This is a genomic window from Actinoplanes oblitus (assembly GCF_030252345.1).
GTDB lineage: Bacteria > Actinomycetota > Actinomycetes > Mycobacteriales > Micromonosporaceae > Actinoplanes > Actinoplanes oblitus.
This window is the reverse complement of the sequence record NZ_CP126980.1, coordinates 2,878,621-2,900,539: the sequence shown is the minus strand read 5'-3', so window position 1 is coordinate 2,900,539 and position 21,919 is coordinate 2,878,621. Positions and strand designations below refer to the sequence as shown.

The following is a 21,919-nucleotide window of genomic DNA, read 5'->3' as shown; positions in this document are numbered from 1 at the left end:
CGAGGAGGCCTGCGATGACCAGCATCGATGCTCTGGCGGCTCGGCTGCGGGCCGCCATCGGTTCGTCCCGGGTCCTGACCGACCGGCAGGAGCTGCGGACCTACGAGTGCGACGGCCTCGCTCACTACAAGGTCATCCCGGCCCTGGTCGCCCTCCCGGCCACCGCCGCTCAGGTCGCCGCGGTGGTCCGGGAGTGCGCCGCGGCCGGCGTGCCGTTCGTGGCCCGTGGCTCCGGCACCGGCCTGTCCGGCGGGGCACTCCCCCATGCCGAGGGCGTGCTGATCGTGACCTCCCAGCTGCGCGAGATCCTCGACGTCCGGCCCGACGACGAGCGTGCCGTCGTCCAGCCCGGCGTGATCAACCTGCAGGTCACCAAGGCCGCCACCCCGCACGGTTACTACTACGCCCCCGACCCGTCCAGCCAGCAGATCTGCTCGATCGGCGGCAACGTCGCGGAGAACTCCGGCGGGGCGCACTGCCTGAAATACGGCTTCACCACCAACCACGTCACGGGCGTCGAGGTGGTCACCCCGGACGGCGAGTCGGTCCGGCTCGGTGGCCTCGCGCCGGACGTCCCGGGTTACGACCTGCTCGGCACGTTCGTCGGCTCGGAGGGCACGCTCGGGGTGGCCACCGAGGTCACGGTCAAGCTGACCCGGCTGCCCGAGGCGGTCCGCACCCTGCTCGCCGGGTTCGCCTCCACCGACCAGGCCGGCGCCGCCACCTCGGCGATCATCGCGGCCGGCGTGGTCCCGGCCGCGATCGAGATGATGGACGCGCTGGCCATCGAGGCCGCCGAGGCCGCCGTCAGGTGTGGCTATCCGGCGGGCGCGGGCGCGGTGCTCATCGTCGAGCTGGACGGGCCGGCCGCCGAGGTGGACGCCCAGTTCGACGAGGTCAGCGCGCTCTGCGTGGAGCACGGCGCGTTCGAGACCCGGATCGCCGCCGACGACACCGAGCGGGCGCTGATCTGGCGGGGCCGCAAGTCGGCGTTCGCCGCTGTCGGCCGGATCAGCCCCGACTACATCGTGCAGGACGGGGTGATCCCGCGGACCGCGCTGCCCGAGGTGCTGCGCCGGATCGGCGAGGTCGCCGCCGAGCACGGCGTCCGGGTGGCCAACGTGTTCCACGCCGGCGACGGCAACCTGCATCCCCTGGTGCTCTTCGACGACGCCGTGCCCGGCCAGGCCGAGCGCGCCGAGACGGTGTCCGGGGCGATCCTCGAGCTGTGCATCGAGCACGGCGGTTCGATCACCGGCGAGCACGGCGTCGGCGTCGACAAGGCGACCTTCATGCCGCGGATGTTCAGCGACGCCGACCTGGACACCATGCAGCTGCTCCGGTGCGCCTTCGACCCCGACGGGATCGCCAACCCGGGCAAGGTGTTCCCCACCCCCCGGCTGTGCGGGGAGCGCCCCGGCCGCCGGCAGGGCACCCATCCGCGGCACACCCCCGACGTCGCGGAGATCTTCTGATGCCGGCCCTGGACGAGCTGACCACCCCGGCCGGCGCCGGCGACACGGTCGGCGGGGTGCCGGCCCGGCTGGTGGCCGCGCCGCGGGACACCGCCGAGGCGGCCGCGCTGATCACCGCCGCCCGAGGGCTCAGCGTGGTGATCCGCGGCGGCGGGACCAAGCTGGACTGGGGTGTCCCGCCCCGCGAGCTGGACCTGATCATCGACACCCGGCGGCTGACCGGGGTGGTCGAGCACGCCGCCGGCGACCTGATCACCGTGGTCCGGGCCGGCACCCCGATGGCCGAGCTGCACGAGCTGCCCGACCAGCAGCTCGCGCTGGACGCGCCACCCGCCGCGACGGCCGGCGGCACTGTCGCGGCGAACGCGTCGGGTCCGCGCCGCCTGCGTTACGGCACGGCCCGCGACCTGCTGATCGGCATCACCGTGGTGCGCCCGGACGGGACCGTCACCAGGGCCGGCGGCAAGGTGGTCAAGAACGTCGCCGGTTATGACCTGGGCAAGCTCTACACCGGCGCCTTCGGCACCCTCGGGCTGATCACCGAGTGCGTCTTCCGGTTGCATCCGGTTCCGGCCGCCGCCCTTTTCGTACGCGCTACCGCCCCGCCCGGCCACGCCGCCCGGATCCTGGGTGGCCAGTTCGCCGCCAGCGCGTGCGAGGTGAACGCGGCGCCCGGCGCGGAGCCGGAGCTCGCCGTGCTCCTGGAGGGCACCGCGACCGGCGTGCGGCAGCGGGCCGCCGCCGTCGCCGCGGTGCTCGGCGGCGAGGTGTCCGATACCCGGCCGGAGTGGTGGGACGTGCTGCCCTGGCCCGCCGGCGGCGTCGGGATCAAGCTGACCGGCACGCTGTCACAGGTCCCGGCGCTGGTGGCGACGGCGGTCGGGGCCGGCGCGACGGTCCGCGGCTCGGCCGGGGCCGGAGTGCTCTACGCCGGCTTCCCGCCCGGCGGCGCCTGCCCGGACGCGTGTGTCGAGGCCGGGCGAGCCGTCGAGCTGCTGCGCGCGGCGGCGGTCCGGGCCGGCGGGCACGCGGTGGTGCTGACCGCGCCGGCCGGGGTGCGGGAGACCCTCGACATGTGGGGGCCGGTGCCCGGACTGGCGCTGATGCGCCGGGTGAAGGACCAGTTCGATCCGGGGCATCGGTTCGCGCCCGGCCGTTTCGTGGGAGGCATCTGATGGCTGATGTGGACGCCACCCGGGGCACGGGGCCGATCCCACCGGAGGCCACCGGCGGCGGACGGACACCATCGGACGCGCCGGCCGCCGCCGGCACCGGAGCGACACCACCCGATACGCCGGCAGCCACCGGCAGCGGAGCGACACCATCGGACGCGCTGGCGGCCGGCCGCGGTCCGGCGGCACCGGACGTGCTGCGGGCGGCCGAGGCGGGGGCCGGGGTGGGTGCGTTCGACGACGTGCATCCGCCGAGCGCCGCGCTGGTCGCCGACTGCGTGCACTGTGGGTTCTGCCTGACCACCTGCCCGACCTATGTCCTGTGGGGGGAGGAGATGGACTCCCCGCGTGGCCGGATCCATCTGATCGCGCAGGGCATCGAGGGCGAGCCGCTGACCGAGTCGATGGTCACCCACTTCGACAGGTGTCTCGGCTGCATGTCCTGTGTGACAGCGTGCCCGTCCGGGGTGCGGTACGACCGGCTGATCGAGGACACCCGGGCGCAGGTGGAGCGGCGGCATCCGCGGACGGTGCGGGAGCGGGCGCTGCGCGGGGCGATCTTCGCGGTGTTCCCGTACCCACGGCGGCTGCGGGCTCTGCGGGGGCCGCTGTGGGCGTACCAGAAATCGGGTTTGCAGAAATTGATCGCGCGCAGCGGTCTGCTGGACCGGCTCGCACCCACCCTGGCCACGCTGGACGCGCTGGCGCCGCGGCTGCGCGGGGTGCCACGGCCGCCGCGCCGGGTCGCCGCCCGGGGCACCCGGCGCGCCGTGGTGGGGATGCTGACCGGGTGCGTGCAGTCGGCGTTCTTCCCGGACGTGAACTCGGCGACCGCGCGCATCCTCTCGGCGGAGGGCTGTGACGTGCTGATCCCGGCCGGGCAGGGGTGTTGCGGGGCGCTGAGCGTGCACAACGGGCGGCGGGCCGAGGCGGAGCGGTTCGCCCGGCGGCTGATCGACACGTTCGAGAGCACGGGCATGGACTACTTCGTGGTGAACGCGGCCGGATGCGGGTCGTCGCTGAAGGAGTACGGCGAGTTGCTCGCCGACGACCCGGCCTACGCGGCGCGGGCGGCGGCCTTCGCGGCGAAGGTGCGGGATCTGGCGGAGCTGCTCGATGAGCTGGGGCCGGTCGCGACGAGGTATCCGCTGCCGGTCACCGTGGCCTATCACGACGCCTGCCATCTGGGGCACGCGCAGGGCATCCGGGCCCAGCCCCGGGCGCTGCTGCGCGGCATCCCGGGGCTGGAGCTGCGCGAGATCGCCGAGGCGGAGATCTGCTGCGGCTCGGCCGGGGTGTGGAACGTGCTGAACCCCGAGCCGGCCGCTCAGCTGGGCGATCGCAAGGCCGCGGCGGTCCTGGACACCGGGGCGTCGGTGCTGGTCACCGCCAACCCGGGTTGCCTCATGCAGGTGGCGGCGGCGGTCCGGCGGCGGGGCGGGGAGATCGCGTTGGCGCACACCGCCCAGGTCCTGGACGCGTCCCTGCGCAATCTGGGGGCGGCCGCCCTGACCGGCCGCTGACGGATCGACCGCCGAACGGACCGGCCCCTGACAGACCTGCCGCCGAACGGACCTGCCGCCGAACGGATCGGCGGCTGACGGACCTGCCGCCGATCGGACCTACCGGCCAGAACCGGCCCCGTCGGACCTGCCGTCCATCGGACCTGCCGCTCGGCACCGGCCGCCGATCGGGCCTTTCGGTTGGGGCCGGCGACTCAGCGGGCCGGCGTTGAGAGCTGGCCGGCGGCAAACCGGCTGGCCGCGCGGGGCTGCGGCGGAGGCGCGATACGTCCGCTCATCGATGTATGTTGATGGGAGCGCTCCCAAGGCCATGCAATGCGGAGGTCAAGACGATGCATCGACGACGGCTGGCTGTCCTCGCCAGCGCCTGCGTCCTTCTCGCCGGCTCGCTGTTTGCCACTGCCACCAGGGCTGAGGCGGCGACCGGGTGTGCGGTGAAGTACACCGTGTCCAGTCAGTGGCCGGGCGGGTTCGGGGCCGCGGTGGAGATCACGAACCTCGGGGACCCGGTGACCTCATGGTCGCTGGGGTTCCGGTTCACCGGCGGGCAGACCATCACTCAACTGTGGAACGGGTCGGTCAGCCAGTCGGGCGCGGCGGTGACCGTGCGCAACGCCGCCTGGAACGGATCGCTGGGCACCGGCGGCACGGCTTCGATCGGGTTCAACGGGTCCTGGACCGGGTCGAATCCGGTACCTGCCGATTTTTCGGTGAATGGCATGGCGTGCAACGGCGGGGTGACCCCGTCGTCGCCTTCCATCCCGGGCACCCCGTCGACCTCACCGGCCACCTCGCCGTCGGCTTCGACCTCGCCCTCCCCCGCGACGAAGACCAAGATCATGGCGCTCGGGGACTCGATCACCGGCTCTCCCGGCTGCTGGCGCGCGCTGCTCTGGCAGAAACTCCCGGCCGAGCGGGTCGACTTCGTCGGGACGTTGCCGGGGCAGGGCTGCGGCTTTCCCTACGACGGGGAGAACGAGGGGCACGGCGGGTACCTGGTCACCAACGTCGCCAGTCAGAACCTGCTGGCCGGCTGGCTGGCGGCGACCGACCCGGACGTCGTGCTGATGCATTTCGGCACCAACGACGCGTGGAGCAACCTGCCCACCTCGACCATCCTGGCCGCCTACACCACACTGGTCGGGCAGATGCGCGCCAGCAACCCCGGCATGAGGATCCTGGTCGCGAAGATCATTCCGATGAACCCGTCGACCTGCGCCGATTGCGCCCAGCGGGTGGTCGAACTCGACGCCGCGATCCCGGCCTGGGCGGCCGGCCTCACCACGGCCGGCTCGCCGATCACCGTGGTCGACCAGTGGACCGGCTTCGACACGGCCACCGACACCTACGACGGCGTGCATCCCAACGACGCCGGCAACGTGAAGATCGCCAACCGCTGGTATCCGGCGGTCGCCGCCGCCCTGTCCTGACGGTCCCGGCCGGGCCCGGCGAGGCCCGGCCGGGCCACCGTAGACCCGCCGGGGCTGCCGGGACGTGGGCGAGTCGAGGGGGCGGCCGGGTCAGTGGTCCACTGCCATCTCGCCGAGTTCGGCCCACCCCTGCTGGTCCACCGACTGGCTGACGATCTTCGGGGTGGACATCAGGTAGCGGGGCAGATCCTGCTGCGCCTGCTTGAAGTGGGCCGATCCGACGTGCTCGGCGCCCGCGGCACCGTCCCTGAACGCTTCGACCAGCACGTACTCCTGCGGGTTGTCCACGCCGCGGGACCATTCGAACCACAGGCAGCCCAACTCGGCCCGCGTCGCCTCGGTGAAGGGCGCGGCGATCCGCGGCCACTCGTCGGCGTGCTCCGGCTTGATCAGGAACTTCGCGGTAATGAAGATCATCGCTGTGTCCTTTCGCGCTATCGGTTACCCGGGTTCCCCCATCATCGACCCGGACGCGGCCTGACGGGCTGCCCCTCGACGACGTGCGGGTCGGTGCGGCGCCGACCTCGGCCAGCACGTCGAGCGGGCCGGCCACCACGGGTTCCGGCACGTCGTCGACGGAGGGGTGTTTCCGGTATGCGGGTACGCGGACCGCCTTCAACCCTTCCGGCGACTCCGCTGGGCGCTCACGCACGGTCCAAGCCCGCGTTCAGACTGTGACAACGCGCGAGGTCCGCTCCGGCTCGGGCCGCCGATTTCCGGTACGCCGCTCAGCGCGTACCGAAATCGGATGGCCGGAAGCCGGAGCGGACCTCGCGCGGGCCGGCGGTCTCCGGGGTCAGTCGGAGTGCGGCGTCAGGACGGCCGGCGCCGGGGAGACCGGCGCGTCGACGGCCGGATCGTGGCGGAACAGGGCGCTGGGCCACCACATCCAGCGGCCGACGTCCAGGTTGAGTGCGGTGACCAGGACCGACCTGACGATCAGGGTGTCCAGCAGGACGCCGAAGGCCACCGCGAAGCCGATCTCGGCGAACGCGACGAGCGGCAGGCTGCCGAGCGCCGCGAACGTGCCGGCCAGGACGATGCCGGCCGAGGTGATCACGCCGCCGGTGGCGGCCAGGCCGATCAGGGCGCCGCGCCGGGTGCCGTGCTCGCGGGCCTCCTCCCGGACCCGGGTCATCAGGAAGATGTTGTAGTCGATGCCCAGGGCGACCAGGAAGACGAAGACGAACAGCGGGAACGCGGTGTCCTCGCCGGCGAACCCGAACACGTGCCGGAAGACCAGCGCGCTGACCCCGAGCGCCGCCGCGAACGACAGCACCACGGTGGCGATCAGCAGGATCGGGGCGATCAGCGAGCGCAGCAGGACCGCGAGGATGACCAGCACGACCAGCAGCACCAGCGGGATGATCACCCGGTTGTCGTGCTTGTTCGCCTCGTTGATGTCCAGGGTCAGCGCCGTCATGCCGCCGACCTTGGCGTCCGCGCCGGGGATCGGATGGACCGCCGCGCGGACCGCGACGACGGTGTCCTCGGCCGCCTGGCTGTCCGGCGCGGCCTGCAGCGTCCCCTCGAACTGGACCAGGTCGTTCTTCACCACCGGGTCGCTCACCTCGGTGATGCCGGGGACCGCGGCGAACGCGTCGTGCACCGCCTGCTGGTGCGGCGCGTTCGCGATCACCACGACCGGCTGGCCCTGCCCGGCCGGGAAGTGCCGGGACAGCACCTGCAGGCCGGTCACCGACGGCTGGTCGCTGGTGAACGAGTCCTCCTGGCTGAGGCCGTTCGCGTCCAGCTGGAGCAGGCCGAGCACCATCGCGCCGAGCACCACCGTGGTAGTGATCCAGACGGTGCGCGGGCGGCGGGCGATCCGGTTGCCCATCCGCGCCCAGAGGCCGGTCGCTGTCGGCTCGGGCGTGCCGTACCGCGGGCGGACCGGCCAGAACAGCCACCGGCCGCAGATCACCAGCATGGCCGGGAGCAGTGTCATCATGGCGAGCAGCCCGACAGCGATGCCGAGCGCGGCGACCGGACCGAGGCCCCGGGTGGAGTTCACCTCGGCGAGCATCAGGCAGGACATGCCGATCGCCACCGTCGCGGCGCTCGCGATGATCGCCGGACCGGCCCGGTGCAGCGCGAAGATCATCGCCTCGTGCCGGTCGGCGTGCCGGCGCAGTTCCTCGCGGTAGCGGGCGACCAGCAGCAGGGCGTAGTCGGTGCCGGCACCGAAGACCAGCACGGTGAGGATGCCGGCGCTCTGCGCGTTGACCACCAGCCCGGCGTGCTCGGCGAGCAGGTAGATGACCGCCTGGGCGGTGGTCAGCGCGACGCCCGCCGTGATGATGGGCAGCAGCCAGAGCACCGGGCTGCGATAGGTGACCAGCAGGATCACCGCGACCACGATCAGCGTGGTGTAGAGCAGGGTGCCGTCGATGCCCTCGAAGGCACTGGCCGAGTCGGCTGCCACGCCGGCCGGGCCGGTGAGGTGGACGGCGAGACCGTTCTCCCCCGTACCGGTAATGGTCTTGATCTCGTCGACCGTGCCGGCGATCTTGTCCCAGCCGTCGGTGTCGATCTTGATCGGCACGATGACCTGGAGCGCGGCCTTGTCCTGCGACGGGAACGGCCCCTGGATCTGGCCGGAGACGCCGGGCACCGAGGCGATCGCCTGGGCGTCGGCAGCGGCCTTCTGCTGGTCGGCCGGGGTGATCCCGGTGGTGCGCTCGTAGACGATGATGGCCGGCACGATGTCGTCCGGCTGGAACTGTTTCTGCAGGTCAGCCACCTGGGTGGCCTCGGCGTCGCCGGGCAGCCAGGAGGCGTTGTCGTTTTTCTCGACGCTGCCGAGCTTGCCCGCCTGCGATCCGGCGAACACCAGAATCACGATCCACAGTGCCAGCACCACCCACTTGGTGCGGCGCCCGCAGACCAGCCGGGCGAAGGATCCGGTTGTCATCGCTTTCCCCCCAACAACTCTGACGGGCGGAGCGTAAGCACGCCGATAGATCGATCAGAACCCCGGGACGGGCGAATCAGGGATACCTCAGGGGCGGGGTAAGCCACCGGGCGTACGAGCCGGAGTGTCCAGTACGGACGACGGCGTACGGTCCGGGGCGGCATAATCGATCGGGTGACCAATTGGGAGTATGCGCGGCTGGAGTACCGCGCGGCGGGCACTCTGGGCACCGACCGGTTCATGGACTGGACGGCCACGTTCCATCACCCGGGCGGGGTGCTGCGGTGGGGCACCGACGAACGCTTCGACGACCTGCGTCATCTGAACCGGGCGGGCGCCGCCGGATGGCAGGCGTACAACCGGGCGGTGATCCATGTGCAGGGCGAACCACACCGGCTGAGCAGCGTCACCTATTCGATGCGCCGCCCGATCCCGCCCCTGGAGTAAAGGTCCCGGGTGATCGCTAACCTCTAGGGGTGGCCAAGGAGACCGGGACCAAGCTGATCGCCTCGAACAAGAAGGCACGGCACGACTACGCGATCCTCAAGACGTACGAGGCCGGGCTGGTGCTGGCCGGCACCGAGGTGAAGTCACTGCGCCTGGGCCGCGCGTCGCTTGTCGACGCGTTCGCCCAGGAGCACGAGGGCGAGCTGATGCTGTACGGGCTGCACATCGCCGAGTACGGCTTCGGCAGCTGGACCAACCACGCCCCGCGGCGCACCCGGAAACTGCTGCTGCACAAGACCGAGATCGTCAAGATCCTGAACACGCTGCGGGACGGCACCGGGCTGACCCTGGTGCCGCTCTCGATGTACTTCAAGGACGGCTGGGCGAAGGTCGAGCTGGGGATCGCGCGTGGCCTCAAGTCGTACGACAAGCGGCAGGTGATGGCCGAGCGGGACGCCAAGAAGGAAATCGCCCGCGAGATGGGCCGCCGCCTGAAGGGCCGCCGCTAGATAATCAGCCGGTGACCGAACGCCTCGACTGGATCGACCCCACGCTGCGCGAGTGGGACTGCACGGTGCTCTCCAGCGACCCCGAGGGCGGGATCGTCCTCGATCGGTCGGCGTTCTACCCCGGTGGCGGCGGGCAGCCGCCGGACCACGGGGTGCTGCTCTGGGAGGGCGTGCAGACCCGGATCGTCGACACCCGCAAGGGCGACGACCAGTACCTGATCCCGGCACCCGGCGACCCGGTGCCGCCACCCGGGACCACGGTGCGCGGCGCGCTCGACGACGAGCGCCGCAGCAGCCTGATGCGTACCCACTCCGGCCTGCACATCCTCTGCGGCGCGGTGTTCCGCGACTTCGGCGCGCTGGTGACCGGCGGCAACATGCAGCCCGGCGAGGCTCGGATGGACTTCAACCTGCCGGAGGTGCCGGCCGGGTTCAAGCAGGCGCTGGAGGACGCGGTCAACGCGGAGATCGTCGCGGACCGCAAGATCGTCGCCCGGGTGCTGCCCCGGGAGGAGGCGCTGCGGATCCCGACGCTGGTGCGTACCCAGGACGCGCTGCCGCCGCTGGAGAACCCGGAGATCCGGGTGATCGACATCGTCGGCCTGGACGTGCAGGCCGACGGGGGCACCCACGTGGCCTCGACCGCCCAGGTGGGCCGGGTCGAGGTGGTGAAGGTGGAGAGCAAGGGCCGGCAGAACCGGCGGGTACGGATCCGGATCGCCGGCCCCCGCTCGTGATCACTTGGCTTGCAGGCCGTACCTCTTGCAGGCCTTAATGAACTTGGCGGTGCAGATGTCCTTGGTGGTGACGAAGCCGTCGGCCACGACCACGCTCATGATGTTCGCGGCGGTGATCGACTTCGGCTCCAGCAGCACGGACGCGATGTAGGCACCCGACTCGGGGTCCTTGACCTTGTCCCGGGCCGCCTTCTTCTGGCCCTTGACCAGCCCGATGGCCAGGTCCGCGGCGGCGTTCGCCTCGTCCTTGGTGGCCTTGTACACGGTCATGCACTGGTCACCGGTGAGGATGTTCTGCAGGCCCTCGACGGTGGCGTCCTGGCCGGTGACCGGGACCTTGCCGTTGAGGCCCTTCTCCCGGAGCACCTCGATCGCCGCGTTGCCGAGACCGTCGTTGGCGGCGAGCACCCCGCCGATGTTCGGCCAGGTCTTCATCATCTGCCCGAAGATCTCCTTGCCCTCGTCGTTGTCCCAGGCCGGGACGAACTGGTCGGGGCCCTTCACGAACGCGCTGTTGTCGTACTGCTGCTGCAGGATCGAGTCGTAGCCGGCCTTGAACAGCGTGGCGTTGTTGTCGGTCGGCGAGCCGTTCAGCTCGGCGATGACCGGCGCCTTGGCCGGCTTCTTCGCGTTCAGGCAGCTGATCAGGCCCTGGGCCTGCTGCTTGCCGACCGTCTCGTTGTTGAAGCTGACGTAGTAGTCGGCGCCGCCGTTGAGGGTCAGCCGGTCGTAGTCGATCACCGGGATCTTGTGCGACCTGGCGTTGTCGATCACGGCCTTGCCGCTGACCGAGTCCAGGTTGGCGATCATCAGGACCTTGACGCCACTCTTGATCATGGCGTCGGCGATCCCCTTGAACGTCTCCTTGTCGCCCTCGGCGTTCTGGATCTCGTAGGGCACGCCGGCCCGCTCGAACGCGGCCTTGAGGTACTTCGGGTCGTCGTTCCGCCACCTGGCGGAGCTCTTGGAGTCCGGCAGGATCACGCCGACCCCGTTCCGGCCCTTGCCCGAGGAGGTCGCGTTCGACGAGGTGGTGCTGCTGTCGCCGGAGTCACCGCCGTCCCCGCCGTCGTCACAGGCCGTAAGCGTGACCGACGTCATCAGGCCGGCGGCGACAAGTGCGAGCAGTGCCTTGCGCATGGCAGTAGAAGTCCTCTCAGGGGTGGATCCCGACCTGCGTGGGGGGTTGCCGGGAAGCCCGCCAAGTATCGGCTAGCGCGCCGCGGCCGCAACATCGGGTGTAGGCCTGAGTGCAAGATTATTCACTTGGCCCGGCGTCACCGGCAAGGCATCACGGTCGGTATCGACAACTTCCTTTGTCGGAAACCGGGAAACCGGGCGGTAACCGGGACGGCGGCCCGCTCGCACGGGCCGCCGTGAATCCGCTCTCAGATCAACCCGCGCCTGATCAAACCGGGCGAGAACGCCGAAAGGGCGAGGCCGGAGCCGCCAGAAGGCCGAACCCACGCCGCTGAACGGTCCAGCACCTCGCGGCCGGTACGTAGGTCAGCTCGGTACGGAGCGGCTGCGGGTCCCGCCACGCGGGGCAGGCGCTTTACGCCGCCGCCGGGATCGAGTGGTACCTGCTGGTGGAGCCGGACCAGGACACGATCAACCTGCGGCTGTTCGGTCTGGACGGAAGTCATTAGCAGGAGCACATGCACGGGGAACGGCTCGTCGTGACCGAGCCGTTCCCCTTCGCGATCGACGCGGAGGCGCTACTCCGCCGCCGCTGACCTACCAGTTCACCGCGATGTACTTGGACTCCAGGTACTCCAGGAGGCCCTCGTGGCCGCCCTCCCGGCCGATACCGCTCTGCTTGACGCCGCCGAACGGGGCGGCCGGGTCGCTGACCAGCCCACGGTTCAGCCCGACCATGCCGGCCTCGATCCGCTCGCTGACCCGCAGGCCGCGCGCCAGGTCGCCGGTGTAGACGTACGCGACCAGGCCGAACTCCGTGTCGTTGGCCAGCCGGACGGCCTCGTCCTCGCCGGTGAACGTGACGATCGGGGCGACCGGGCCGAAGATCTCCTCGCGCAGGATCGCCGCGTCGGCGCCGACGCCGGTGAGCACGGTCGGCGGGTAGTAGAACCCGGGCCCGTCCGGGCGGCTGCCGCCGGTGAGCGCCGACGCCCCGGCCTCCACGGCGCCCCGCACCAGCGCGTCCACCTTCGCCACGGTGTCCTCGTTGACCAGCGGGCCGACCTGGGTCTTCTCGTCCGTGCCCCGGCCGACCACCAGCGCGGACATCCGCTGGGCCAGCCGCCTGGCGAACTCGTCGGCGACGCTCGCCTCGACGAAGAACCGGTTCGCCGCGGTGCACGCCTCGCCGCCGTTGCGCATCTTGGCGATCATCGCGCCGTCCACGGCGGCGTCCAGGTCGGCGTCGCCGAAGACCACGAAGGGCGCGTTGCCGCCCAGCTCCATCGAGGTGTTCACGACGTTCTCGGCGGCCTGGGCGAGCAGGATCCGGCCGACCTCGGTGGAACCGGTGAACGAGATCTTGCGGACCCGGGCGTCCCGCAGCATCGTCGAGACGACCTTGCCGGAGCTGCGCGAGGGCAGCACGTTCACCACGCCCTCGGGTACGCCGGCCTCGGCCAGGATGCCGGCCATCGCGAGCGCTGTCAGCGGGGTGTCGCTGGCCGGCTTGAGGATCACCGTGCAGCCGGCCGCGAGCGCCGGGCCGATCTTGCGGGTGGCCATCGCGGCCGGGAAGTTCCACGGCGTGACCAGCACGCACACGCCGACCGGCTGGCGCGTGACGAGGATCCGGTTGGTGCCACCGGGCGCGGAGGTGAGGTTGCCGTCGATCCGCACCGCCTCCTCGGCGAACCAGCGGAAGAACTCGGCGGCGTAGGTGACCTCGCCCTTGGCGTCGACGAGCGCCTTGCCGTTCTCCAGGCTGATCAGCCCGGCCAGCTCGGCGGCCCGCTCGGTCATCAGCTCGAAGGCCTTGCGGAGCACCTCACCGCGTACCCGAGGGGGTGTCGCGGCCCAGCCCGGGCCCGCGGCCGCGGCCGCGTCCACCGCGGCGATCGCGTCCACCTCGGCGCCGTCGGCCACCGAGGCGATCGTGTCGCCGGTCGCCGGGTCGAGCACGTCGAACCGGTTCCCGGAGGAGGCGGCAACCCACTTGCCGCCGATGAAAAGTTCCGTCTCCACAACATGCTCCTCACGCAGTGCTCCGCCGGGATTGGCAAGCGCCAGACCGGGCACTTACCCCGTTGATGGCCGATCGATCCTGGTGGCGGGACGGGGTCGTCTACCAGGTCTATCCTCGTTCGTTCGCGGACGCCAGCGGAGACGGGGTAGGCGATCTTCCCGGGCTGACCGCCGGTCTCGGCCGCCTCGCCGGACTGGGCGTCGACGCGATCTGGCTGACGCCGTTCCAGCCCTCGCCGCAGGCCGACCACGGGTACGACGTCAGCGACTACACCGGCGTCGATCCGCTTTTCGGCGATCTCGCCGCCTTCGACGCGATGCTGTCCGAGGCGCACCGGCTCGGCTTGCGGGTGCTCATCGACATCGTCCCGAATCACTGTTCCGTCGAACACCCGGTGTTCCGGGCCGCGCTGGCCGGGGATCCGTCGGCCCGCGCCCGCTTCCACTTCGCCGCGGAGCCGAACAACTGGCCCAGCGTCTTCGGCGGTCCGGCCTGGAGCCGGACCCCGGACGGCGCCCACTACCTGCACCTGTACGCGCCGGAGCAGCCGGACTGGAACTGGCGGGAGCCGCGCACCGCGCCGTACTTCGACGAGGTGCTGCGGTTCTGGTTCGACAGGGGTGTGGACGGGCTGCGCGTCGACGTCGCGCACGGCCTGTTCAAGGCGCCCGGGCTGCCGCCGCTGCCGCCCGGCAGCACGCCGGAGCCGGGCCGGCTGCGCGGCAATCCGCTCGCCTGCGACCAACCCGAGGTGATCGACGTCTACCGGCGCTGGCGGGCGATCGCCGACAACTACCGGCCACCGCGGGTACTGATCGGCGAGGTCAACCTGGAACCGGAGCGGGCCGCCCGCTACGTCGGCCCGGATCGCCTCCACCAGGCGTTCGCCTTCGGCTTCCTGACCGCCGCGTGGGACGCCGAGGCCTGGCGGGCGGCCGGGGAACGGCAGCTGCGCCACCGGCCGGTGACCTGGGTGGTGGAGAACCACGACGTGGTTCGGGCACCCACCCGGTACGGCAACCCGGCGCGAGCCAGGGCGGCGCTGCTGACGATCCTCGGGCTGCCCGGCGCGGCGTACCTCTACCAGGGCCAGGAGTACGGGTTGCCGCAGGTGGACGTGCCCCCGGAGGCTCGGCAGGACCCCGCCTGGCGGCGCTCCGGCATGTGCCGTGACGGCTGCCGGGTGCCACTCCCGGGTTTCGCGTCGCCGGGCGGCGCGCCACCCTGGTTGCCGGTGCCGCCCGGCTGGGAGAGTCATCTCCGGTCGCCCTCGCTCCCCCTCTGCCGGCGCGCGATCGAGCTGCGTCGCCGGCTGGTCACCGGCGACGACCAGGTCGACTGGTCGATCGGCCGGGACGCCCGGCTGGTCGTCCGCGGCCCGCTTCTCACCCTCGTGGTGGCGATGGGCAGCGGGCCGGTCCCGCTGCCGCCCGGCGAACTGCTGCTGGCCAGCGACCCGTTGACCGGCGACGGCCGGCTCCCCGCCGACGCGGCGGCCTGGCTGCGGTCCGAGCCGTAGCCGCCGGGCACCGAGCCTGGCGATCCGCTGCCACGCTTCCCCGATTGGACCTCTCGCGCGCTCCCGGCGACGTCTAGCGTGAGCTGGGTGACCGTGGGATTTCTCGGGCTGGGCGTGATGGGCCGGCCGATGGCGCTCAACCTGGCCCGGGCCGGGACGGATCTGGTGGTCTGGAACCGTTCCGCGGCCGCCGCCGAGACGCTGCGGGAGGCCGGGGCGGAGGTCGCCGCCGACGCGGCCGGGGTGTTCGCCCGCTGCGACGTGGTGCTGATGATGCTGGCCGACGACCGGGTGGCCGACCTGGTGCTGGACCGCGACGGGCCCGGCTTCGAACGGCTCGTCGCCGGGCGGACGCTGGTGCACATGGGCACCACCTCGCCGGTCTGGTCGCGCGGGCTGGACGAGCAGGTCCGGGATGCCGGGGGCAGCTATGTCGAGGCGCCGGTCTCCGGATCCCGGGTGCCCGCCGAGCAGGCCCAGTTGGTGGCCATGCTGGCCGGAACCGATCAGGATCTGGATCGGATCGCGCCGCTGCTGGCCCCGATGTGCCGGGAGACCGTCAGGTGCGGTCCGGTGCCCAACGGGCTGCTGATGAAGCTGGCCGTCAACACGTTCCTGATCAGCATGGTGACCGGGCTGGCCGAGTCGTTCCACTTCGCCGCCCGCCATCACCTGGACCAGGCCACCCTGCTGGCCGCGCTGGACGCCGGGCCGATGGCCAGCCCGGTCTCCCGGATCAAGGCCCGCAAGCTGCTCGACCGGGACTTCTCGGTGCAGGCCTCGATCCGCGACGTGCTCTACAACAACCACCTGATCGTCGAGGCCGCCGAGACCGCAGGCATCCCGTCCCCGCTGCTCGACACCTGCCTGGAGCTTTTCGCGGAGACCGCGTCCGCCGGGCACGCCGCCCAGGACATGGCCGCGGTGATCCACGCGCTGGAGTCACGCTGCGGCTGACCCGTGTCCGATGACAACCAGGCGTCTGCCGCGGCGTCAGACCAGTTTTCGGTACGCCGGTCAGCACGCTCGCCGTGCACCGCCCCACCTGGTCGAGTCACGCCCCGGCACAACTCGGCTGGCACTCATGGTGGCCTCAACACCCCGGACACCACCACCACGACCAGCCGCCGCCCGCACGCCTGCGGCTGGCACCCACGGTGGCCTCAACACCCCGGACACCACCACCACGACCAGCCCCGGCCCGCACGCCTGCGGCTGGCACCCACGGTGGCCTCAACACCCCGGACACCACCACCACGACCAGCCCCGGCCCGCACGCCTGCGGCTGGCACCCACGGTGGCCTCAACACCCCGGACACCACCACCACGACCAGCCCCGGCCCGCACGCCTGCGGCTGGCACCCACGGTGGCCTCAACACGCCGGAGACCACCGCCACGACCAGCCCCGGCCCGCACGCGCGCGGCTGGTACTCACGGTGGTCTCAACACGCTGGAGACCACCGCCACGAACAGCTGGGACGGGGCCGTGGGCGTACCGGAAATGGGGAGATTGTGGGGCGGTCAGCTGGCGGCCAGAGCTCGGCAGAGCTCGGGCAACGACGGGGGCTCCAGGACATCCGGCAGGCCGGCGAAGTCGTCCGGGTGGATCCAGGCGTGGCCGAGCAGTTCCTCCCGCTCGTAGGGGAGCAGGCCGTCCTGCCCGATCACCGGCTCGGCGGTGGCGTACCGGGCGGTGAAGAACTGCTCGGGGCCGACCATCCGGCGCCCCTTCCACACGCACTCCCGCTCCACCACGACGAACGCCGGGTCGATCGCGTCCGGGTCGAGGCCGGTCTCCTCGGTGAGTTCGCGCCGGGCGGCCTGCAACGGCGTCTCCCCCGGGTCGATGCCACCGCCCGGCGGTTCCCAGAGGCGGTGCCCGTCGATCGGATCCTGCCAGTTCAGCAGTAGGACGCGGCCGTCCGCGTCGAAACAGACGATGCGCACGGCGGGGCGGCGAGCGATCTCCATGACCCTGACCCTACGGCCCGGGGGAAGGGGCATAAGCTGCGACGAGTGGCGAAATACTTCGACGTGCACCCGGACAATCCGCAACCGCGCAGCATCCAGCAGATCGTGGGGCTGATCCGGGAGGACGGACTGATCGCCTATCCGACGGACTCGTGCTTCGCGCTCGGCTGCCGGATGGGGAACAAGGACGGTCTCGACCGGATCCGGGCGATCCGGCACCTTGACGACAGGCACCACTTCACGCTGATGTGTCACGACTTCGCGCAGCTCGGGCAGTTCGTGCAGATCAACAACGCGCTGTTCCGGGCGGTGAAGGCGAGCACGCCGGGGCCGTACACGTTCATCCTGCCGGCCACCAAGGAGGTGCCACGCCGGCTGCTGCACCCCAAGAAGAAGACTGTCGGGGTACGGATCACCGCACACACCACCGCCCAGGCGATCCTCGCCGAGCTGGGTGAGCCGCTGGTCTCCAGCACGCTGCTGCTGCCCGGCGAGCCGGAGCCGATGACCCAGGGCTGGGAGATCAAGGAAGCCCTGGACCACGCGGTGGACGCGGTGGTGGACTCCGGCGAGTGCGGCACCGAGCCGACCACGGTGATCGACCTGTCCGAGGGCTCGCCCGAGGTCCTCCGGGTGGGCGCCGGCGATCCGGACCGATTCAGCGCCTAGCCTTCTTCCGGCACCGCCAGGCGGCTCAGCGCGGGCTCGCGTTCGGCCGGGCTGAGCAGGCTCTCCGCATAGGCGCGGAGCAGCTCGTGCATCATCCAGCGGCCGGTCCGGTGCTCGGTGAGCAGGCTGGCCGCGACCAGCTCGGCCAGTTCGGCGGTGACGTCCTCGCCGGCCAGCGCGGTGGCGGCGGCCAGGTCCAGGTCCGGCTCGGTGACCGCGCCGATCAGCCGGAACAGCCGGGCCGCGCCGGAACTCAGCGACCGGTAGGACCAGGAGAACACGGTCCGCGGGTCGGTGGCCGCGTCGGTGCTGCGCATCCCGTCCAGGCGGGACGCGGCCAGTTCGGCGGCCAGCTCGGCGAGCGGCTGCCCGGGGCGCAGCGCCGCCCGGGCGGCCACCGTGACCAGCGCCAGCGGCAGCCCGGCGGTCGCCGCGGCGAGCGCCGCCCCGGCCGCCGGTTCGGCCGCGAGGCGGCTGCCGAGCCGGTTCGCGAGCAGCTGCCGGGCGTGCCGCTCGTCGAGGGCGTCCAGCGTGATCGGGGTGGCGCCGTGCGAGGCGATCAGCCCGGTGAGCCGGTCCCGGCTGGTCACCACGACGGTGGGGCCGGCCGCGCCGGGCAGCAGCGGCCGGACGTGCATGGCGTCCCGGGCGTTGTCAAGCAGCAGCAGCACCCGGCGGCCGGCCAGCAGGCTGCGCAGCAGCCCGGTACGGGCGTCCAGCCCGGCCGGGACCGGGCATCCCGGGTCGAGCGCGACGATCAGGGTGCCGGCCGCCTCCTCGGTGCTCATCGCCGTCGCGCACCTGTCGAAGCCACGCAGGTCCAGGTACAGCTGGCCGTCCGGGAAGCGGGCCCGGTGCCCCCAGCCGACGGCCAGCGCGGACTTGCCGACGCCGGGCGGTCCGGTGATCACGGTGAGCCGCGGCCGCTGGTCGAGCAGGTCCAGCTCGGCGGTGCGGCCGGTGAATCCGGGCGCCGGGGCGGGCAGCTGGGCCGGGGTCACGGTGCGGGTGGCCGGGGCGCGCAGGATGCGGGTGTGCAGCTCGGTCAGCTCCGGGCCGGGTGCGGCGCCGAGCTGGTCGGCGACGGCGTCCCGGGTGCGGGCGAACGCCTCCAGCGCCTGCGCCGGCCGGCCCGCCTCGGCCAGCGCGGCCATCAGCACCGCGACCAGGCCCTCCTCGGTCGGGTGCTCGGCGGCGAACGGGGCGAGCCGCTCGGCCACCTCGTCGGCCCGGCCGACAGCCAACCCGGCCCGGCCGAGCTGGGCGAGCGCGTCCAGGAACTCCCGGGCCAGGCCGATCCGGACCCGGTCGGCCCAGGCGCCGGGCACGCCGGCCAGGGTGATCGGCTCCCAGCCGTCCAGGGCGGTCAGCAGCAGGTCGCCGGCGCGCTGGTGGTCGCCGGTCTCGGCGGCCGACCGGGCGTGGTGGATCAGGACCCGGGCCCGGTAGAGGTCGACCTGCTCGGGCGGCACGTCGAGCAGGTAGCCGCCGGTGGTCCAGCGCAGCGTGTCCGGGCCGAGCAGCGGGTCGAGGACGCGGCGCAGGCGGGTGGCGTACGGCGCGAGCGGCGTCCCGGAGCGCGGCGGGGTGTCACCCCAGAGCCGGTCGACCAGGACGCCGGCCGGCACCACCTGGCCGGGGGTGATCAGCAGCGCGGCGAGGAGGCAGAGCTGCTTGCCGGTGCCCGGGTCGATCTCGGAGCCGTCGTCGCCGATCAGGCGTACCGGGCCCAGGAGCCGCCACCGCATGTTCCCCCGCAAAGAGTCCTCGCCGTCGCGGCACACGATTCCTCAGGTGCAATGGTTTTGCAAACGATCTTGGGCAGGATGTCGCGGCGTCCACGGGCCACGGGGGGCCGTGGGCGCCCGAGCGGGTGCGGTCCGGCGGCGGCGTGCCTCAGCGCAGCAGCGCGAGCGGGACGGCGGAGGCCAGGGCCAGCATGCCGGCGTCGTTGGGGTGCAGGTGGTCGCCGCTGTCGTAGCCGGGCCACATCCGCTCCGGGTGCGCGCCGTCCCGGATCGCGGCATCGAAGTCGATCACCGCGTCGTACTCACCGCTGCCGCGGATCCACTCGTTGAGCGCGCCGCGGGCGAGCCGGTACGCCGGAGCGTCGCGGCCACTGCCGCCCATCGGCAGCAGGGTGCCGCCGAGCACGGTGAACCCGGCCCGCCGGGCCCTGGCGATCAGCTCGCGGTGCCCGGCGATCAGCGGCGGCGCGGCGGTGCCGTGCCGGATGTCGTTGATCCCGATCAGGGTGATCAGATAGCGGGCGCCCGGCTGCTCCAGCGCGTCCCGGTCGAGGCGGCGCAGCCCGGCCGGGCCGATGCTGACGTTGTCGACCACGGCGGTCGGCGCGGATCCGCCGGATCCGCCGGCGCCGGCCGGGGCCGGCAGGTCCGGGCCGGCCACCAGCCGGTTACCGTTGATGCCGGTGTTCAGTACGCCGAGCGGCAGCCCGGCGGCGCGGATCCGGTCGGCCAGCCGGTCCGGCCAGCGATGGTTCGCGCCGAGCGTGGTGCTCGCGCCGCAGGTGATCGAGTCGCCGAACGCGACGACCGCGGCGCTGTGCCCGGTGGTGCGCACGCTGACCCCGCCGAGCAGCAGGTAACGCGTGCCGGCCACGCCGCCGGCCGGGTCGGGGGCGGCAGCGGTGTTGCCCGGCACGATCCGGTTGAGCTGGTAGGCGTGGGTGCCGACGGTGCCGATCCGGGTCGGGTCGGGCAGGTAGTAGGCGATCACCAGGTCGGTGCCGGGCGGCAGGGGCAGGTCCGGGACCGGGTCGCTGAGCAGGGTGCCGCCGGCCGGGAGCAGGGCGTCGGCGCGGCCGCCGAAGGTGACCCGGCGGATGGTGGCCGGACGCATCGCGGTGCTGTCCGGGCCGCCGGCGCGTACCCCGATCGCCACTTCGCCGAGGCGTACCGGGGTGGGGCCGAACTCGTTGGTCAGGGTGAGCCGGGGCTGGACGCCGCCGAGGCTCAGGTGCACGACCTGACGGACCGTCCGGCCGGCCGGCAGCACCGGCTCGCCGGCCGGGGTCGCCGTGTTCGCGGTGGTCCAGGCGCCGGTCCAGCGCGGCTTGGCGCGGGCCGGGACGAGCGGACCGGCGATGCCCGGGGTGGCCGCCAGCGCGGCCGCCGCGGCACTGCCGAAGAGCAGGGCGCGCCGGGTGGTGGCGCGCCCCAGGCCGGGGGGAAAAGATTTTCGTGAGATAGCCGCAACGTAGGAAACGGGGTCAAGTCCCGTCAAGTCGGCCGCCGCGAATGTGATCCGGGAGGTGACGCGAAGTCACCCCCCGGATCCCGGGATCACCCGGTCGAGCAGGACAGATTCTGCAGGGTGGCGGGCGCCGTGCCGGAGCCGAGGAACCCGAATGTGGTGTAGTCGCCGGCGGCGACCGTCCCGTTCCAGGTCTCGTTGCTCACCGAGACCAGTGAGCCGCTCGCGGTGGCCTTGCCACTCCACACCGAGGCCAGCGTCTGGCTGCCCGGCCAGGTCCAGTTGACGTGCCAGCCGTTGACGGCGGTGGTGCCGGCGTGCACCATCACCTGGCCCTGGAACCCGCCGCTCCACGAGGAGACGACGTTGTACATGGCGGTGCAGCCGGTGCCGCCGGGCGTCGAGCCGGACGGTGACGGGCTGGGCGGTGCCGGGCTGGACGGCGACGGGCTGGACGGCGTGGTGCCGATCCCGGTCACCTCACCGTGGCCGCCGTCGAACACCACGTCGGAGCAGCCGTAGAAGGTCTCCGTGCTGTCCGAGCGGGACCAGACCGAGTAGATCAGGTGCTTGCCGGTCTTGTTCGACGGCAGCTTCCCGGTCCAGTAGTAGTGCCCGTCGTCGGTGCCCGGCCCGCCGTTCGCGGGCGGGTTGGTCACCTGGTCGAACGGCGTCGGCTCGAGGTCGCCCCAGGCGAGCGGCTTGGTCGGGTCGTAACCGTCCTTGGTGATGTACAGCGAGAAGGTGCCGGGGTGCTTGGCCCAGTCGTTGTACCGGAACTCCATGGTGGCGCCGGCCGTCAGGTGGGTGGTCGGCCAGTCGGTCCGGGCCAGGTTGAACCCGGTGAAGTTGTACGGACCGCCGGTCCCGCCGCTGCACAGCTGGCCGTCCGGGATGAACCCGGACACCCGCCCGGCCCCGTCCGAGCGGAGCACGGCGAACCAGTTGTACAGCGACGTGACGCCGCTCTGGGCGACCGCCGCGGCGCAGGCCGCGTTCTTCGGCTCGATCGCGCCGGTCGTCGGGTTGCGGCCGTCCTGGTAGCAGAACCACGTCCGGCTGCCCGGTACCTGGATCGCTCCGTGCGCCTGGGCGGCACCGGGCATCGCCAGGACGCCCGCCGCCGCGGTCAGTGCTATCGCCGCGATGATTCGGACAATGCGCATGTGA

At 72.3% G+C, this 21,919-nt stretch carries 19 protein-coding genes and 1 pseudogene; 11 read left to right on the top strand and 9 right to left on the bottom strand.

Features of this window, described 5'->3' with window-relative positions; genetic code table 11:
• Positions 1-14: 14 nt before the first annotated feature.
• The 4 genes and pseudogenes from Actob_RS12970 to Actob_RS12955 all read left to right on the top strand — a co-directional run.
• Positions 15-1,475 carry an FAD-linked oxidase C-terminal domain-containing protein gene (locus Actob_RS12970; protein ID WP_284920403.1) on the top strand — a complete coding sequence of 487 codons (1,461 nt, stop codon included), beginning with the start codon at positions 15-17 and terminating at the stop codon, positions 1,473-1,475.
• Positions 1,475-2,650, top strand: coding sequence for an FAD-binding oxidoreductase (locus Actob_RS12965; protein ID WP_284920402.1), 1,176 nt, complete (start codon positions 1,475-1,477; stop codon positions 2,648-2,650). Before Actob_RS12970 ends, Actob_RS12965 begins: the two co-directional genes overlap by 1 nt.
• Positions 2,650-4,170 carry a (Fe-S)-binding protein gene (locus tag Actob_RS12960; protein ID WP_284920401.1) on the top strand — a complete coding sequence of 507 codons (1,521 nt, stop codon included), beginning with the start codon at positions 2,650-2,652 and terminating at the stop codon, positions 4,168-4,170. The genes Actob_RS12965 and Actob_RS12960 overlap by 1 nt, the downstream gene beginning before the upstream one ends.
• A 284-nt stretch (positions 4,171-4,454) precedes the next feature.
• Positions 4,455-4,838, top strand: a pseudogene (locus tag Actob_RS12955) (cellulose binding domain-containing protein); the annotation flags it as partial.
• Here the strand turns inward: Actob_RS12955 and Actob_RS12950 are convergent.
• Entirely contained in the window at positions 4,730-5,032 is a 303-nt protein-coding gene (locus Actob_RS12950; RefSeq protein ID WP_284922557.1) for a hypothetical protein, read from the bottom strand. The pseudogene Actob_RS12955 and the gene Actob_RS12950 overlap by 109 nt on opposite strands.
• On the opposite strand from Actob_RS12950, the gene Actob_RS12945 reads away from it, so the two are divergent.
• Positions 5,010-5,600 carry an SGNH/GDSL hydrolase family protein gene (locus Actob_RS12945; RefSeq protein WP_284922306.1) on the top strand — a complete coding sequence of 197 codons (591 nt, stop codon included), beginning with the start codon at positions 5,010-5,012 and terminating at the stop codon, positions 5,598-5,600. The genes Actob_RS12950 and Actob_RS12945 overlap by 23 nt on opposite strands.
• A 90-nt stretch (positions 5,601-5,690) precedes the next feature.
• Here the strand turns inward: Actob_RS12945 and Actob_RS12940 are convergent, their stop codons facing one another.
• On the bottom strand, positions 5,691-6,017 hold the full coding sequence (locus Actob_RS12940) for a putative quinol monooxygenase (RefSeq protein WP_284920400.1): 327 nt from the start codon (positions 6,015-6,017) through the stop codon (positions 5,691-5,693).
• A gap of 379 nt (positions 6,018-6,396) precedes the next feature.
• On the bottom strand, positions 6,397-8,514 hold the full coding sequence (locus Actob_RS12935) for an MMPL family transporter (protein ID WP_284920399.1): 2,118 nt from the start codon (positions 8,512-8,514) through the stop codon (positions 6,397-6,399).
• 174 nt (positions 8,515-8,688) lie between these two features.
• Here Actob_RS12935 and Actob_RS12930 point away from each other — a divergent pair, with 174 nt between their 5' ends.
• Genes Actob_RS12930 through Actob_RS12920 form a run of 3 tightly spaced genes read left to right on the top strand, consistent with a single transcriptional unit; the run spans position 8,689 to position 10,207 of the window.
• On the top strand, positions 8,689-8,961 hold the full coding sequence (locus tag Actob_RS12930) for a hypothetical protein (protein WP_284920398.1): 273 nt from the start codon (positions 8,689-8,691) through the stop codon (positions 8,959-8,961).
• A gap of 29 nt (positions 8,962-8,990) precedes the next feature.
• Positions 8,991-9,470 (top strand): SsrA-binding protein SmpB, encoded by a 480-nt coding sequence (gene smpB / locus Actob_RS12925; protein ID WP_284920397.1) that lies wholly within the window; start codon positions 8,991-8,993, stop codon positions 9,468-9,470.
• Between the two features lie 11 nt (positions 9,471-9,481).
• Complete coding sequence (locus tag Actob_RS12920) at positions 9,482-10,207, top strand: alanyl-tRNA editing protein (RefSeq protein ID WP_284920395.1); 726 nt, start codon at positions 9,482-9,484, stop codon at positions 10,205-10,207.
• On the opposite strand, the gene Actob_RS12915 is transcribed toward Actob_RS12920, so the two are convergent.
• Positions 10,208-11,347 (bottom strand): sugar ABC transporter substrate-binding protein, encoded by a 1,140-nt coding sequence (locus Actob_RS12915; RefSeq protein ID WP_284920394.1) that lies wholly within the window; start codon positions 11,345-11,347, stop codon positions 10,208-10,210.
• A 597-nt stretch (positions 11,348-11,944) separates the two neighbouring features.
• Complete coding sequence (locus Actob_RS12910; protein WP_284920393.1) at positions 11,945-13,372, bottom strand: NAD-dependent succinate-semialdehyde dehydrogenase; 1,428 nt, start codon at positions 13,370-13,372, stop codon at positions 11,945-11,947.
• Positions 13,373-13,437: 65 nt separating this feature from the next.
• Between Actob_RS12910 and Actob_RS12905 the strand changes: the two genes are divergently transcribed.
• Both Actob_RS12905 and Actob_RS12900 read left to right on the top strand, forming a co-directional pair.
• Complete coding sequence (locus Actob_RS12905; protein WP_284920392.1) at positions 13,438-14,892, top strand: alpha-amylase family glycosyl hydrolase; 1,455 nt, start codon at positions 13,438-13,440, stop codon at positions 14,890-14,892.
• An 87-nt stretch (positions 14,893-14,979) separates the two neighbouring features.
• Complete coding sequence (locus Actob_RS12900; RefSeq protein ID WP_284920390.1) at positions 14,980-15,849, top strand: NAD(P)-dependent oxidoreductase; 870 nt, start codon at positions 14,980-14,982, stop codon at positions 15,847-15,849.
• A 565-nt stretch (positions 15,850-16,414) separates the two neighbouring features.
• On the opposite strand, the gene Actob_RS12895 is transcribed toward Actob_RS12900, so the two are convergent.
• Entirely contained in the window at positions 16,415-16,864 is a 450-nt protein-coding gene (locus Actob_RS12895; RefSeq protein ID WP_284920389.1) for an NUDIX hydrolase, read from the bottom strand.
• A 45-nt stretch (positions 16,865-16,909) separates the two neighbouring features.
• Between Actob_RS12895 and Actob_RS12890 the strand changes: the two genes are divergently transcribed.
• On the top strand, positions 16,910-17,533 hold the full coding sequence (locus tag Actob_RS12890; protein WP_284920388.1) for an L-threonylcarbamoyladenylate synthase: 624 nt from the start codon (positions 16,910-16,912) through the stop codon (positions 17,531-17,533).
• Here the strand turns inward: Actob_RS12890 and Actob_RS12885 are convergent.
• The 3 genes from Actob_RS12885 to Actob_RS12875 all read right to left on the bottom strand — a co-directional run bounded on the left by Actob_RS12885 (position 17,530) and on the right by Actob_RS12875 (position 21,915).
• Entirely contained in the window at positions 17,530-19,281 is a 1,752-nt protein-coding gene (locus tag Actob_RS12885) for an AfsR/SARP family transcriptional regulator (RefSeq protein WP_284920387.1), read from the bottom strand. The two genes, Actob_RS12890 and Actob_RS12885, sit on opposite strands and share 4 nt — an antisense overlap.
• A gap of 148 nt (positions 19,282-19,429) precedes the next feature.
• Positions 19,430-20,779, bottom strand: coding sequence for an SGNH/GDSL hydrolase family protein (locus tag Actob_RS12880; protein WP_284920386.1), 1,350 nt, complete (start codon positions 20,777-20,779; stop codon positions 19,430-19,432).
• Between the two features lie 59 nt (positions 20,780-20,838).
• Positions 20,839-21,915, bottom strand: a complete 1,077-nt coding sequence (locus tag Actob_RS12875; RefSeq protein WP_407653624.1) for a lytic polysaccharide monooxygenase auxiliary activity family 9 protein — start codon at positions 21,913-21,915, stop codon at positions 20,839-20,841.
• Between the last annotated feature and the right edge of the window lie 4 nt (positions 21,916-21,919).